The organism is Dongia soli (assembly GCF_034044715.1).
In the GTDB taxonomy this organism is placed as follows: Bacteria; Pseudomonadota; Alphaproteobacteria; order Dongiales; family Dongiaceae; genus Dongia_B; species Dongia_B soli.
This window is the reverse complement of the sequence record NZ_JAXCLW010000001.1, coordinates 1,216,648-1,229,573: the sequence shown is the minus strand read 5'-3', so window position 1 is coordinate 1,229,573 and position 12,926 is coordinate 1,216,648. Positions and strand designations below refer to the sequence as shown.

Sequence of the window (12,926 nt, the reverse complement as noted above, 5' to 3'; positions counted from 1 at the left end):
CCTTTTATAAAGCGCCCTGGCGGCTCCGCCCGACCTCCATATCGGAGATCGCGTTCCCCCGTGCATTGGAGCGGATCTCCGCGCCCTGCGGCACGTTGCGGAAATCTACCGTGATGCCGACCTGGCCCGTCGCTGCCGCCGGCTGTAAAGCGGCCTGAGCCGCCGCGAGCGGGATGCGGGGCGGCAATGGCCCCCGGCCCCCGGCAACCTTGCCCACGCCAGGTGCAGCGATTGCCGGCTGGTCTCCCCCGAGCAAGCCGCCGAAGTCCAACAGCCCCGACAACGTGTTTTGGATGGCCGAGCCGAGATCCGAAATCTTTCCGGTGACCGCCTTGACCAAACCGTCTATCCACTCGGAGCCGATCTTGAACATGTCGATGCCGAATAGATAGTTGACGAGGCCATTGATCGCCTCGGCAAAGAGCCGGGTCGGATTGAACTGCTCAAGAAGCGTCAGGATGCCGCTCAGGAAGCCTTTGTCGAAGGCTGCCTTAACCGCGTCCAGCTTGGCCTGGAACCAATTGGCGATGTTGTCCCAGTTCTTGTAGACGACATAGACGAGGCCGGCGATCGCCGCCACGGCAACGCCAATGGCTGCCACAACCGGATTCGCCAGTAGTAACCCGCCCAGCTTCACGATTGCGCTGCCGACGCCGAATATCGACCCGATCAGATCGCGATTCATGAAGAGAACGACGCCAATCAGGGCGTTTTGCCAGCCACCGACAAACTCAGCCGCGCGGCTGATCCCGGATGCAAAATCGGCGACACCGCGTCCCACCACATCCCAGTCGATCCGCTCCAGAGCCGCCGCCAATTTCGACACAACGTCACTTATGCGAGCTGAAATCAGTTCGCGATTTGCCGTGATCCATTTCGTCAGCCGCTCAATCAACGGCAACAGAGACGGCAGCAGCTTGGATGCGATGTTAAAGCCCAGCCCGCGAGCTGCGCCGGCGAGACGATCCATGTCATCGCCGAACGATGCCGCGTTGCCAATTGCGTCATCATCCAGGACCTCGCCGAGCTTTCGCGCCTCCTCGCCCGCCGACCTGAGCCCTTCGGCTCCATCCTTAAGAGCCGGAAGCAAATCCGCTCCGGTCTTGCCGAACAGCGCAGTGGCAACAGCCGTCCGGGCGATCGGGTCATGAATGCGCTGGATCGCATCCGCCAGATCCGGCATCAGCGATTCTGCGTTGCGAAAATGACCGTTCGCATCCTTGGCGCTAATGCCCAGCTTGCGAAACAGGACCGGCAGCTCCTTGTTCTTGCCGTTCGCCAAGTCCGCCAGATTGCGGTTTAGGCGGCCGACGCTCGATTCCAAAGCATCCTGCTCGACGCCACCCAGCTTGGCCCAATGTGTCCACTCCTGGACCGCCTTGGCCGAAACCCCGAGGCGCGTCGACAGATCGTCAACGTGACCGCCGTACTCCGCGAAGTCCGAAATCGTCTTACCGAGCCCGGCCAAGGTCAGCCCGCTGCCGATCGCGGTCAACGGGCCGAGCAGATTGCCGATAGCGCCACCGAGGTGGAGCACGGAGGAGCTGACACCATTGAACCCGGCCATGATCTTAGGGAAGCCAGCAGCAGTACCAATACGCTCCATCGCTCGGTTGACGCGTTTTACCGGCTCCGTCACGCGATCGATCCGCTTCATGATCCGGTCGATCGGCGCAGTCACGCGATCGATCAAGCTCACGACGGCGCTGACGTCGATTTCCTCGCTCATGTTCCGTCGCTCCGTTTGAATTCATCCAGGAGGCGATGTATCTGCGAGGTCCAGAAATCCAGATCCTCGCAGGTCATCGCCATGAGTTCGGAAGGCTGAAACCGGAAGAAATATGCGAGATCGGCTAGTCGTTCTCGCCAGTCTCCCGGCCTTTCGGCAAAAAACTTTCAACCTTCTCGGTGAGTGCCGCGAAGTCGGTGAAATCGAGCTTATCGAGCAGTGACGGCGTGACGGGCAGGTCCGGATGATCGGGAAGGGTTGCGACCTTGCCCAACAGGGTCGAAACAGCAGCCATCTTGGATTTCTGACCTTCGATCGCTCTCATGTCACCCACGGTCGGCCTCTTAAGCGAGATGCGGGAAATCTGCGCACTTCCCGCCGCGATCGGGTATTGCAAATCGATGGTTTCCATCAGGTCAGCTCCTCCCCGCTTTTGCCTTCGAAGCGCAAAGGTGTTTGGCCCTCGCTGGCATTCAGTTCACGCGATTCCGCCGACCAAGCGTTTCGCAAGATGTAGGATTTGCCGTTCGCCAACTCGGCAACGACGGTTACATCGGTCATCGCCTGGAGCTTCTCGATCGAGAGATCACTGGTGAGCGACACGGTCCCGCTGATGAACGGGATATTCACCGTTTCGGTGAAGCCGTGCACCCGGTCAGCGCCAGCCACACCGGTGCGCGTCACTTTGTCGATGTTGATCGTCAGATCGCCCTTGAGGGCGAATTGCTGGCCGTCCGCCTTGAGATAGCAGACGCCAGCAATGCGATTGTCAGCCATTTAATTCTCCTATGCCTGGATCGCTTAAGCGGCGACTGCCGGGTATTGCAGACGGAACTGCGCCAGCACCGCGAAAATACGCAGCTGATTCACCAGATCCGGCGGATACAGGACGTTGATCCGGTTCGGATTGTCGGCGGCGCGCTCCACGATGAGATTTGCCTTGAACAGATCCGTGTTCTCAACGAGCCCCATCTCCTCAAGCGCCCGGTACTGCGCGACGATTTCGGCCTTGATGACCTTCGGCGTCACCATGGCCTGGCCCGGCCCGAAGGCCGTCCCGTCATTCGCCAGTTTGTGCCGCCCGTACTTCTGTGTGATGGCCTGCTTCATGAAGCGCAAGACATAGGCCAGCGTGTAGAGCGTCTCGACATCGAGATAGGACGGATCTGGCTGGCCCCAGGCATTGCGCTGGTAGGTCGTCACCGCCCGCTCGATATGCACCACGCCGTCACGGCTGGTCGTCGATGTGGCGACACCACAGGTGAGAAGCGTCTGCCGTTCGCTGATGCTGAAGCGGCTTTCCATCGGCGGCGCGGACACGCCGACCAGCGGCAGCGTTTGCAACGGACGGGCAGGATCGATGCGCAGCGATACTGCCGACTGCGCAACCCAAGCCGCGGTTACTTCCCAAGGCGGCGTCGCACTATCGTTGTAACCGGCAATGGTGACATGCGGATCGTTCCGCGTGATGCCGAATGTCTGCAGACCGCTGACAGTGCCGCGCTTCGCCGAGAAGACATGGCCATAGACCTGGCGCAACCAGGACCAGCAGCCGGTTTCCTCATCCCATTCGTCTCGGATCGCGTTCAACGACACGGCGTCGGTGTAAGGGATGCCGACGAAGTCGAATTCTTCGTCTCCCTTGGCCGCCAGGGCGGCAGCAACATCGGGTGCACCGGTGCCGCCGCTCATCGCCTCGATCGTGATGGTGATTCCGGCCGGCGTCGTCTCGCCACCAACCGCGCCGTTGAGATTGATCCGAAGGTCGATATCGTTGCCGGCGAGACCCGCTTGGGTTGCCGTCAACGTGATCACGCCGGCTTCGGAGGCGGCGGTGACCGGCAATGAGGTGAGCGCATTGATCGCGGTCTTCAGCGCCGTGGCGATCACGGTCGCGGAATCGCCGGGCAGCGCCTTCACCTTGACTAGTTGATTGGCGATGTAGAGATAGATCGTACCGCCCGCCGTGGGGACGCCGGCAATGGTGATCGTCCCCTCGGCCTCGACCGCCGCCTCATCGGCCGGCATCGGCAAGCACCAGATCTCGCCGAAGGCATCATTCTGGCGATAGACATTGACCATGCGGGCGAGGTGCGACCCGGCGCCAAACAGCGCCGCTTCCTGGCCCAGGCCGCCCATCAGGATCGGCTTCAAGGGCTCGGCGGTGCCACCGGGCAGCATCTGGGCAATCAGCAACGCGCGCTGCTGATTCTGGTAGTAGCTGGCCTGGCTGTTATCCAGCTCCGCATAGAACAGCGGAACGCGGGTCGCCGGGTCGATATGATTGAAAGAGACCCCCATGATTAAGCTCCTTTCGGCGAAGCTGCGGCCGGCGCGGAACTCTGCTCGGACGCGTCAAGAACGATGCCGCCGTCATTGAGACGGCGACGCCAATAGGCGGTTTCGGGGACGTTCCGACCTTCGGCCGGCAAGATGTCGTGACGATCCGGGTCGACGATCGTCATCCCCGGCGCAGGCTTTACGCGCATGGCAGGCTCCAAAGATTGGCCGAAATGGCGGATTGAATCAGTCTTGCGGCAGGTCGATGACCTGCCTGACCTCGATGCGGCCGTCAGGGCCAGGGTACTGCTTGTTCGGATCAGCGATCGGATCGATCACGTCCGTTTTGATTTCGGTACTGTCGAAATCGTCCGTGACAACCGGCTCGTAGATCTGGCTCATCGTCACCGTCATGGTGATCGTGCCGCCGGCGGTGCGCTTGTCCGACTTCGTATCGGGCCGGATGGCCGTGTTGACCGAAGATACGCCCTGGATGGCGCGGACCCAGTCGGCATCGGTCAACAGGACCTCGACGATGCGCTCACAAAGCGTGTCGATCTTGTCCGCAAGAGCTTCATCGTCATCGTCATCGATGGCCACCTCGATACTCAGTTCGGTTTCGGCATCGAATTGCGGCGCTGACATCCAGGCGTTGGGCCCCGATTGCTCCGAATTCAAGGTGAAAACCGAGATTGCATCGAGCTCCGCGCGCTCCGTCGGCAATTTCCGGCTGTTGTGGACATGGCCGTTCGGCACGAGTGCGGCCCGGCTTAGCACAGCGACCGTGCGCCTGCGGAGATCTGATCGAAAAGCCATGGAAACGCCCTCAACGTTCACTTTGTGAAGAGATGCACCTGGACGTCGCCTTCGCTGTCGGGCTGGACTTCGCTCACTTCGTATGTGCAAGCGACACCACGCTTGTCGGTGATGATGAAAAGGTCGCGTGGACGCACTTCTTGCGGCAACAGGTGCCGGCGCAGACCGATAACCTGGGTCTGCCCCTGGACTACGCCCTCGGTCGTCACCTCAACCGGCTGAAAATCGCCGATGAAGATGCCTCTGAGGTGGAAGATGCCGCCGGATTTCGGCTGGAACAGCACATCGGCGCCGAAAATCTCCTGGCAAGGCGCCAGGACCAGCTCGTCAAAATCGATCGCCACCGCCACGCCTCCAATTTTCCGCTATCGAAGCTTGCTCTTCGCCGCCGCTGCGAGCCTTGCCTTGCCGGAAATGGCCCGAAGACGGCGTTCCATCTGGCGCTTCACATTGATGGGCAGCCTTTCACGGATCAGCGCCTCGATTTGCGCGCGGACTTCCGCCCGGCCCATCGTTCCAGCAACGCCTGGACCAAACAGCTCCTTGATCGGCAGCCGATCATCACCGGTGCGGGTAAAGACGCCGACATGGCCGGTCCTCATGGTCGCGATAAACGAGCCGCGATAGACCTTCCGTTTGCCCCAGGCCTTCGCCGAAACACCGGCTTTGGTCTGGCGCGCATTGAAGGTATAGAGCGGTAATGCCCGGCCAGATCCGCGCACGATCGCCGTCAAGGTCGATCGGCTGGCCCTGATGATCCGTACGCGCTTCCGCACATCCGACGATTTGAGGCCACTTTCCTTGGCGACAAGCTTGACGGCCAGGTTATTGGCCTGGCGCGCGGTGTCGTTGACGGCGATCATGCCGGCGGCACGGAAGTGTTTCTCGCCGAGCTGGCTCAGCGCCTGCTTGAACTGCGAGAAATCGATCGAGACCTTCATGCTGATCGGCATAAGCACCTCCCTGAAACAGTGAAGGCGGCTCTAGGCCGCCCTCGCTGTCATCGCGAACGCCGTTCGCCTTAGAGATCAGCCCGTCATGGTCAGCCGGCGCAACGCACGTGGCCGCAGACAGATAGTCAGCGGATTCGATTGTGCTTCCACAACCGCCTGACGACTGGTCTGACGCTCCGGCGGCATGAAGGCATGGACCGGCAGGCCCTTCATATTCGTCATCCCCATGATGTCAGGCGGGGCGAAGAGCATCTGGAAGAGCCCAGTCACACCCATCGGGAACAACCGAGCCTCGTCGGTGCCGATGCCGACTTTGCCATCCTTGGTGCCGCGATAATTGGCCCAGGTAATGCCGCCGTAATAGAAGTGGCTGAAGGCCTTGATCTCCTTGAAGACATCGGAGTCCCGGCCAGTATCCGACGTGGCCCGCGCAGCCTTCACTTCCTTGTTGGAATAGACCTGGTCATAATAATTATCGCCGCACAAGACGACCGGGACCATTGTCGTGACCGGCAGCCCTTCGAGCTCCCTGAGCATCTCCCGCACCCACTTGTTACACTGCATCTCGAAGGTGCCCTTATCGGCGGTGAGCGCTCCGAAATTCGTCGCGCCATCTGCCATCGGTGCAATATCGAAGAATTGGTACCAGTTGTAGAGCGTCGATCCATCCTTATCGACGACAATGCCCTGAATGCCGCCGAGGCGATGGTATTCATGCGTGAGTTCGATCCGAGCTCGCAGGCCGAACGGACCATTGAGCCGATCCTCAAGCAGGCCCTGTGCCGTTTCCAGCTCCGGCTGGCCGCTGACCATGCCATCGGCAAAGGCGCCCTGCACTTCGTCGGCATAAACAGTGCCCTCAAGTGCAATATGAGCGGCGGTCGCCTTGCGAACATCTCGCTTGGGGTGGCCACTCTGCGGCGGGGGCGAACCGCGTTCGCTGGTCGCAACGATTTCCAGCGCACCGTTGCGCGACAGGATGCCGACATCCGTGGTCCGCACACCATCGGCAGCGAAGATGTTTTGCGACCCGAGGAAATTGGGCGCATAGGGCACATTATTAATCATGGTGGTCAGGCTGATCGCCGAAAAGGCGTTGCCCGTGAAGATATTCGGGATTTCCCACGCCATGGGGAGCTCTCCTATCGAAATGAAAAGGCGCTACTGCGCCACATGGGAAGGCGGGCTGGCGCCTATCGGACGACGATGCCGCGCTTTGCGAGCTGGGCGGCGGCCAAGGCAATGTCGTCGGCCTCGGCGTCCTCGAAATAGGCGAGACACTGGCCGTTTACCTCGGCGTCCCGGCAAATGACAACGGCACGATGATCACCATCGGTGGCATCAACATTGTCGTACAAGACGGCAACGGCATCAGCCGAGCCATCGTCACTCGCGGGATTCCACTGCTTGTATTTTTCGGTGCCGCCCGAGACCGCGATGACGAAGCCGTCACCAACACCGAAATCCACCGCCCCGTCAGCCAGGGTGAAGGATAGACCGCCGCCCTCGAAGGCTGCGGCCACGTCGCCATTGCCGACCTCGATGCCGTCGGGATCCTCGACCGTGAAACTGCCGGCATTTGCCGTCGCCGCCGTGATGGTCAAAAGATACTGGCCGATCTTCGCCGCACCATCGACTGTGATGGCGCCCATGACGCCATTGCCGGTATTGCCGGCCTTCGGCTGGGCAGCCGCAACCGCACCGGCCAGGGTGCGACCCAGAACCGATCCGGCTTCGAGGTTTTCTCCCGCCAACAAGACGACCTGCTCGCGACTGCGATGGCCGTTCGCTTCGGAGACGATAAATTCGCCGGTATACCGGCCCTCTTTAATGACCTGAGGCATGTGGTAACTCCCATGCACTAGAGTGGATGGCCGATCTCCGGCCGCGAGATTGATGGGTTAGCGCGACTTCGCGCCGTTGAATCTGTCGTAGATCGCCCGATGATCGATGCCGGCACGGCTCTGCGGGGCCTTCTTGCCGTCCATCCCAAGCTTGGGATTACCGAGCTGGGCCATGGCCGCAGCCAGGCCGCCCTTGCCGCCCGCTTCGGCCTTCGGCGCAGCCTTGAGGCCGGCAATCGCCGACTTCACGCTCATCGATGTCCCGAATGCGAAATGGCAGGCCAAAGCCAGTCTGCCCTCAGCCTCCGCCGAGGTGACGATCGCCTGGCAACGCTTGCGCTCCTGACGCCGTGCCTTGCGAGCATCCTGCTTGCTGTCCTCGTCATCCTCATCAGACTCGCCGTCTTCGGCCGCTGCGTCACCCTCGTCGGTGTCGTCGTCTTCGGCGGCTTCCTCTTCGGCGTCTTCTTCCTCGTCCTCAGCCTCGGTTTCGTCCTGATCATCTTCCTCGGCTTTGGCGGTCTTCGCCTTCTTCCTGGCCTCTTCCTCGGCGACACGCGCCGCATTCCGGCCAAAGCCGGCCAATACGCCAAACTTGCGCATAGTCAGTCTCCTGATTGTGGGTGATGGGCCGGCACGCGACCCCATGGTGCCGATGCTGCTATGCGCCGGCCATCTGATCGAGGACCCGGTTCATCGCCGCCCTCGCTGAAATGACTTCGTCAGCCAGGCCGAGCTTGATTGCTGCGGCCAGCCCCAACGGACCCTCGAAAACTGCCGCTTCGGTGCTCATCAGCTGATCGACGCTCACCTTGACACCGGCGGCTGATCTGTTTCGAGCAACGGTCTCGCAAAAGAGGACCCGCAATTCCTCACAGTCAGCCTGCCATTGCTCCTCAACGGCCTCAGGCAATGGTTCATAGGCATTTCCGTCAGCCTTATGCTCACCCGCTTTGATCAAGGTGACATCAAGGCCGACCTGCTTGAGCCACCCCGACATGTCGTAATGCGCCATGATGACGCCGATCGACCCGACGCCGCCGGTGCGCGGCACGGCGATAGAGTCCGCAGCGGATGCAAGTGCATAGGCCGCGCTGAAGGCACATTCATCCAGCACCGCGAGCACCGGTTTACCATCGGTAACCTTAGCCTCGGCGATCCAATCGACGAGATCAAAGCACCCGGCCACTTCGCCACCGCCACTATTTATATAGGAGACGATGGCCTTCACCTCCGGATCGGTGAAGGCCTGAGCGAATTGGCAGTACAGGGCGTCATAGCCCGTCGCATAAGGCCAGCCCACATACGGGAAGTGGTTGAGCAGAATGCCCCTGATCGGGATGACGGCGACATTGCCGGCAAGATGATAGAGGCGACGGCGATCGTCGTTCGCCTCTTCCACATAGGCACCTTTTGGCGGCTCGGTCATCTGCGCCACCTGACGCAACAGGCCCGAAAACTCGGCGAAGCGATCTCGTCGATACAGCACCGGCCTGGGCGATGCGGCCTGCCCGAGCAAGATTTCCCGCGTCATGCCTTTTGCCCTTCCTCTTCCTGCTGGCCGCCCTGCATCCGTATATACTGCGCCCAATCCCGTTGCGCAGGATGCAAGACGCCGTTCGGCAGCTCAGCTATTTCACGCCCGATCTGCTCGATGACTTCCTGGTAGTCGACGCCTTGCTCGGCGCACTCCGCTTCCAAGGTCGACATGGCGCCATTGATGCCGATCAGCGCCCCTTGCTTTTCCTTGACCGGGTCGACCCAGCCACGGCCGGGCCCGATCCACTGGCAATGGCAATAAGCTGCCCGCGCATCGTAAAAGCTGGGCGCACCCGCCGGTTCTTCCAATTCCCCCCGATCGATAGCCTCTTCCAGGAAGGCGCCATAGATCGGTGTGGCAAAACTGGCGGCAAAGGCCCGTCGCCGTGTGATCAAGGTTTTCCAGGTTTCCAGCAAAGCACCCCGCGCCGACGAGTAATTCGACTGCGACCAGTCCCTGCTGATTTGCTCGTAGCTGAGACCTGTGCCCGCCGCAATGTTGCGCAGCATGGCGCGTTCGAATTCCACGAAGGCGACATTGGGCCGAGCCGCCGTCTGAAAACTGAACTTGTCGCCCGGAAACAACGTTGGAATGCGAATGCCATTCAGGCTGACCTGTCGCTGCGCATGAAACGCCGCGCGGGCATCCTGATAGCCATTGATCTTCGCTCCATTTCCTTCTTCGAGGATCTCCGTCAGCAGCTCGTGATCGAACGGGCTTTCGATGAATGCCGCGAAAATCGAATTGAGAACGGCTGCCTGCAGTTCGACCTTGCTGGCCTTCGACACCATCTTGAGTTTTTCCAAGATGGGCGTCAGGCGCCCCACGCCACGTGTCTGACCATCGCGCGTCTTGTCGTAGAAGTGGACAATCACCGGACGGCCCCAAGCCGTTTCACGTGGAACACGCTCCCACACAAAACTATTCATGCTCGCGGACGGTATGTCCGCCGGATGCCGCTTACGGATGTAGTAAGCGATCGCCGCGGTATCTTCATCGATCTCCACGCCGCCGCGAATGTGATCGCTATCCATCTGGCTGAGCGGGTTCGACAACCGGTCAGGATCGATCACGCGAACCGCCGTCGCCCACTTCCCGCCTCTGCCCGGCTTCCACAACAGCGTCGCCAGAGCATCGCCATCCTGCAAATAGTGTCGATAGCCGAGGCCGAAGACGCCGCCCATCTGCGAATGACGGCTTGCATCGCAGTATTTCCCCGGATCATTGGCATAGGTTCGCCACAGAGCTTCTGCGCGCGTGCCCCAGTCATGAGCCCATTCCCGAGTCTGATTGAGCGCGCGCCAGTCAGGCTTTGCCGATAGCCGGAGGCCGCTGCCGATGACATTGTCCAACTCGCTGCTGACGATGCCACTGGCCCAGCCATCATTCCGCGCCATATCGCGGATACGGGCCGTGATGGCATCCCGCTCATAGAGCAGGTCCATATCGGCTGAGGCCAGCCCCGGATGCCAGCCCGCCAGGTCCTGCCCAGTGAAATCCGCCGCATGATAAGCAGGGATGCGAGCCGATTTGACAGGCAGCATCGGCGAGCCATCGGCGTTCACGAGCGCGCTCGTGCCAAGACGGTTAGACATGTTGATATCCTCCCGACCTAGCGGTGAGTAAAGCGAACGCCGATGGCTCCGCGCCGTGACAACCCCAAGCGAGATTCGATCTCGGCAATCCGCCGCCGAATCTCGTTGAGGTCCGCAGCCGCATAGGTGACGCTTCTGCCATTGTACTGAGCGGTGACCACTCGCTTGCCGGTGAGAAACTCTGTCCGAGCCTTCACGAGCGTCTGCAGCTCGGCCCGCAACGCGTCACGTTCTGCATTGGTCATGATCAAGCCAACCTACTTGCGAAAGAGATTCCGTTCGTTAACGGCTGCGATGCTGCCGGCGACGGCGCGGCCGGCAACATATCCTCGAGATCGAGCTGTCCGGAGCCGCGAGAGGCTTCCAGTTCTTTCTCAAGCTGATCCCAGGCGTCGTCGGTTTTACTTCGCCAGCCCAGGCGGATAGCAGCCGCTTCCGCGTAAAGGGCCGTATCAAGCACTTCATTTCGCTGCGCCGCATCCTTGGTCCAGCGATAGTCGACGAAGCCGTCTTTGCGTTTCTTGGGTGTTCGCCGCTCGGCACAGAGCTGCTGGTAATAGTCGTCATCCAACCCTACGGGAAATCCACAGTAACCTCGCTCGAGCGGATCGAGCTTCTGCAGATTCTTGTAAAGAGACATCTTCATGGGGGAGACGCCAACATTGAAAAACCGCCCCGCATACTTGACGGTTTTACCTTCTTTGTTTTTCTCCCGCTTCACCTTAACCAGTAATGGTGCCAGGTCCGATTTCGCGCCGCGGACCATCATCACGCGACTGGCTGGATGCCGCTTCGCCCAATCGAACACATCATCCGTCCAAGCGTTGCCGTCGATCGCGACCATGCCGACTTGGCGCCGGTTGCCGAATTTATCCGGCCAGGTGCGCTTTACCAGTTCGTCAAGCTTGCGCCGTGTTTCGCCATCGGAGATGTGACCTTCGATAACACCATACTCGATGGTCCAGCGGCGCAGGTCCCTGCCGAAGGCAACGCAATGCCACTCAACACGATCGCTCTGGCAGTCCAGGCCCAGCGAAAGCAGCAGGCCGCCGACCGGGATCTCGCCAAGCTTTAGCTCGCCGGCGGCCGCTCGATCTCTGATCGCTTCCCATGGCGGTGACTCACCGGCAGCTTTGTAGGCAAACCCAACGGTATCATTTAGGAAAGCCTGCTCTTTCGCCGGGTCACCTTTCGCCGCAAGCCATGCATCACGAATGTTCACCCAGCTTTCCAAAGGCGAATAGGCCGCCCATAGATAAAAGCCGATCATCACAGCCAAGGCATTGCGAGCAACCCATTTGCCGAGCCGGTTCATTTGGTACCGGTGATGCTGTTCGATCAGCCCGCCGCAGCTAGGGCAGGTGAAGCATGGCTCATCGGTCGGGTGGGCTTCGATGTAGCTCTGCAAATTCTCCCATTCCAACGGGTGTTGATGGCCGCAATGCGGGCACGGCACATGGTAATGTTCCTGAGTCGATCGCAGGAATGCCTTGGTGATCCGGCAACCGTCTTCAATCAGCGGCGTGCTGATCTTGAATATCTTCGCCCAGGCGAACGCTTTGCTGCGGCTATCCGCCTGCGTCTCCGGATCGCCGGCGTCATTCAATTCCCATTTGGAAAGATCGTCCTGAATCTGCTTCTTTGCGCTGAGCATCGAAAGACTCGATGCCGAGTTTGCGCCACTGATTTGCAGCCAACCCCGACCATCCTTTCTTTCTTGAAACAGGAGGCTGTGCGAACTATCCCGCGATTTGGCATTGCCGAAGATCGCAGTCAACGCCGTCGACTGCCGGATCATCGGCTTCCATTTGGTTTTGGCCCAGCGCGCCGCGTTAACCTCGGTTGGATGGATGTACATGACGCCGCAAGGGTCCATGTCCATCGAGGCGCTGAGAAATATCTGCGCGAGTACGGTGCCACCAATTTGCGCCGATTTCTTCATTACGACGACGCGTGCGGGGTGCTCCGGCCCCAGTACCTCCAAGGGCCGCGTGAAGAACGGGAATAGCTCCGGGTTGTAGGGACCACGGATAGAGCTTTCCGACCCGAAGCGGACGTTGTCCTGCGCCCACCGATTTAAGTCCAAAGGCGGCGGCGGCTGTGTTGTCTCGGCAACAATGTCCGCAACGATCCGACGAGGGTTCGCGAGAAATCCACCATCAGGCATAA

General features: G+C 60.4%; 15 protein-coding genes. All 15 read right to left on the bottom strand.

Annotation, left to right across the window (positions count from 1 at the left end; genetic code table 11):
* Positions 1-4 precede the first annotated feature (4 nt).
* Complete coding sequence (locus SMD27_RS05615) at positions 5-1,729, bottom strand: phage tail tape measure protein (RefSeq protein ID WP_320507334.1); 1,725 nt, start codon at positions 1,727-1,729, stop codon at positions 5-7.
* Positions 1,730-1,853: 124 nt separating this feature from the next.
* On the bottom strand, positions 1,854-2,141 hold the full coding sequence (locus SMD27_RS05610; RefSeq protein ID WP_320507333.1) for a phage tail assembly protein: 288 nt from the start codon (positions 2,139-2,141) through the stop codon (positions 1,854-1,856).
* Positions 2,141-2,506 carry a phage tail tube protein gene (locus SMD27_RS05605; RefSeq protein WP_320507332.1) on the bottom strand — a complete coding sequence of 122 codons (366 nt, stop codon included), beginning with the start codon at positions 2,504-2,506 and terminating at the stop codon, positions 2,141-2,143. Before SMD27_RS05605 ends, SMD27_RS05610 begins: the two co-directional genes overlap by 1 nt.
* Before the next feature lie 24 nt (positions 2,507-2,530).
* The gene (locus tag SMD27_RS05600; protein WP_320507331.1) at positions 2,531-4,030 is read right to left on the bottom strand and encodes a phage tail sheath subtilisin-like domain-containing protein; all 1,500 of its coding nucleotides are present in this window, start codon (positions 4,028-4,030) and stop codon (positions 2,531-2,533) included.
* Between the two features lie 2 nt (positions 4,031-4,032).
* A complete protein-coding gene (locus SMD27_RS05595) occupies positions 4,033-4,218 on the bottom strand; it encodes a DUF2635 domain-containing protein (RefSeq protein ID WP_320507330.1) in 186 nt (61 codons plus the stop codon).
* 37 nt (positions 4,219-4,255) lie between these two features.
* A complete protein-coding gene (locus tag SMD27_RS05590) occupies positions 4,256-4,825 on the bottom strand; it encodes a hypothetical protein (protein WP_320507329.1) in 570 nt (189 codons plus the stop codon).
* Between the two features lie 17 nt (positions 4,826-4,842).
* Positions 4,843-5,169, bottom strand: coding sequence for a head-tail joining protein (locus SMD27_RS05585; RefSeq protein WP_320507328.1), 327 nt, complete (start codon positions 5,167-5,169; stop codon positions 4,843-4,845).
* 21 nt (positions 5,170-5,190) lie between these two features.
* The gene (locus tag SMD27_RS05580; protein ID WP_320507327.1) at positions 5,191-5,778 is read right to left on the bottom strand and encodes a phage tail protein; all 588 of its coding nucleotides are present in this window, start codon (positions 5,776-5,778) and stop codon (positions 5,191-5,193) included.
* Positions 5,779-5,853: 75 nt separating this feature from the next.
* The gene (locus SMD27_RS05575) at positions 5,854-6,909 is read right to left on the bottom strand and encodes a major capsid protein (protein WP_320507326.1); all 1,056 of its coding nucleotides are present in this window, start codon (positions 6,907-6,909) and stop codon (positions 5,854-5,856) included.
* Positions 6,910-6,971: 62 nt separating this feature from the next.
* Positions 6,972-7,622, bottom strand: coding sequence for a head decoration protein (locus tag SMD27_RS05570; RefSeq protein ID WP_320507325.1), 651 nt, complete (start codon positions 7,620-7,622; stop codon positions 6,972-6,974).
* A 57-nt stretch (positions 7,623-7,679) separates the two neighbouring features.
* Positions 7,680-8,225: a hypothetical protein gene (locus tag SMD27_RS05565; protein ID WP_320507324.1), complete on the bottom strand. Its 546-nt coding sequence runs from the start codon at positions 8,223-8,225 to the stop codon at positions 7,680-7,682.
* A gap of 58 nt (positions 8,226-8,283) precedes the next feature.
* A complete protein-coding gene (locus SMD27_RS05560) occupies positions 8,284-9,156 on the bottom strand; it encodes a S49 family peptidase (RefSeq protein ID WP_320507323.1) in 873 nt (290 codons plus the stop codon).
* Positions 9,153-10,757 (bottom strand): phage portal protein, encoded by a 1,605-nt coding sequence (locus SMD27_RS05555; protein ID WP_320507322.1) that lies wholly within the window; start codon positions 10,755-10,757, stop codon positions 9,153-9,155. The genes SMD27_RS05560 and SMD27_RS05555 overlap by 4 nt, the downstream gene beginning before the upstream one ends.
* Positions 10,758-10,774: 17 nt before the next feature.
* A complete protein-coding gene (gene gpW / locus SMD27_RS05550) occupies positions 10,775-11,002 on the bottom strand; it encodes a gpW family head-tail joining protein (RefSeq protein WP_320507321.1) in 228 nt (75 codons plus the stop codon).
* A 2-nt stretch (positions 11,003-11,004) separates the two neighbouring features.
* Positions 11,005-12,924 carry a phage terminase large subunit family protein gene (locus SMD27_RS05545; protein WP_320507320.1) on the bottom strand — a complete coding sequence of 640 codons (1,920 nt, stop codon included), beginning with the start codon at positions 12,922-12,924 and terminating at the stop codon, positions 11,005-11,007.
* Positions 12,925-12,926: the final 2 nt, after the last annotated feature.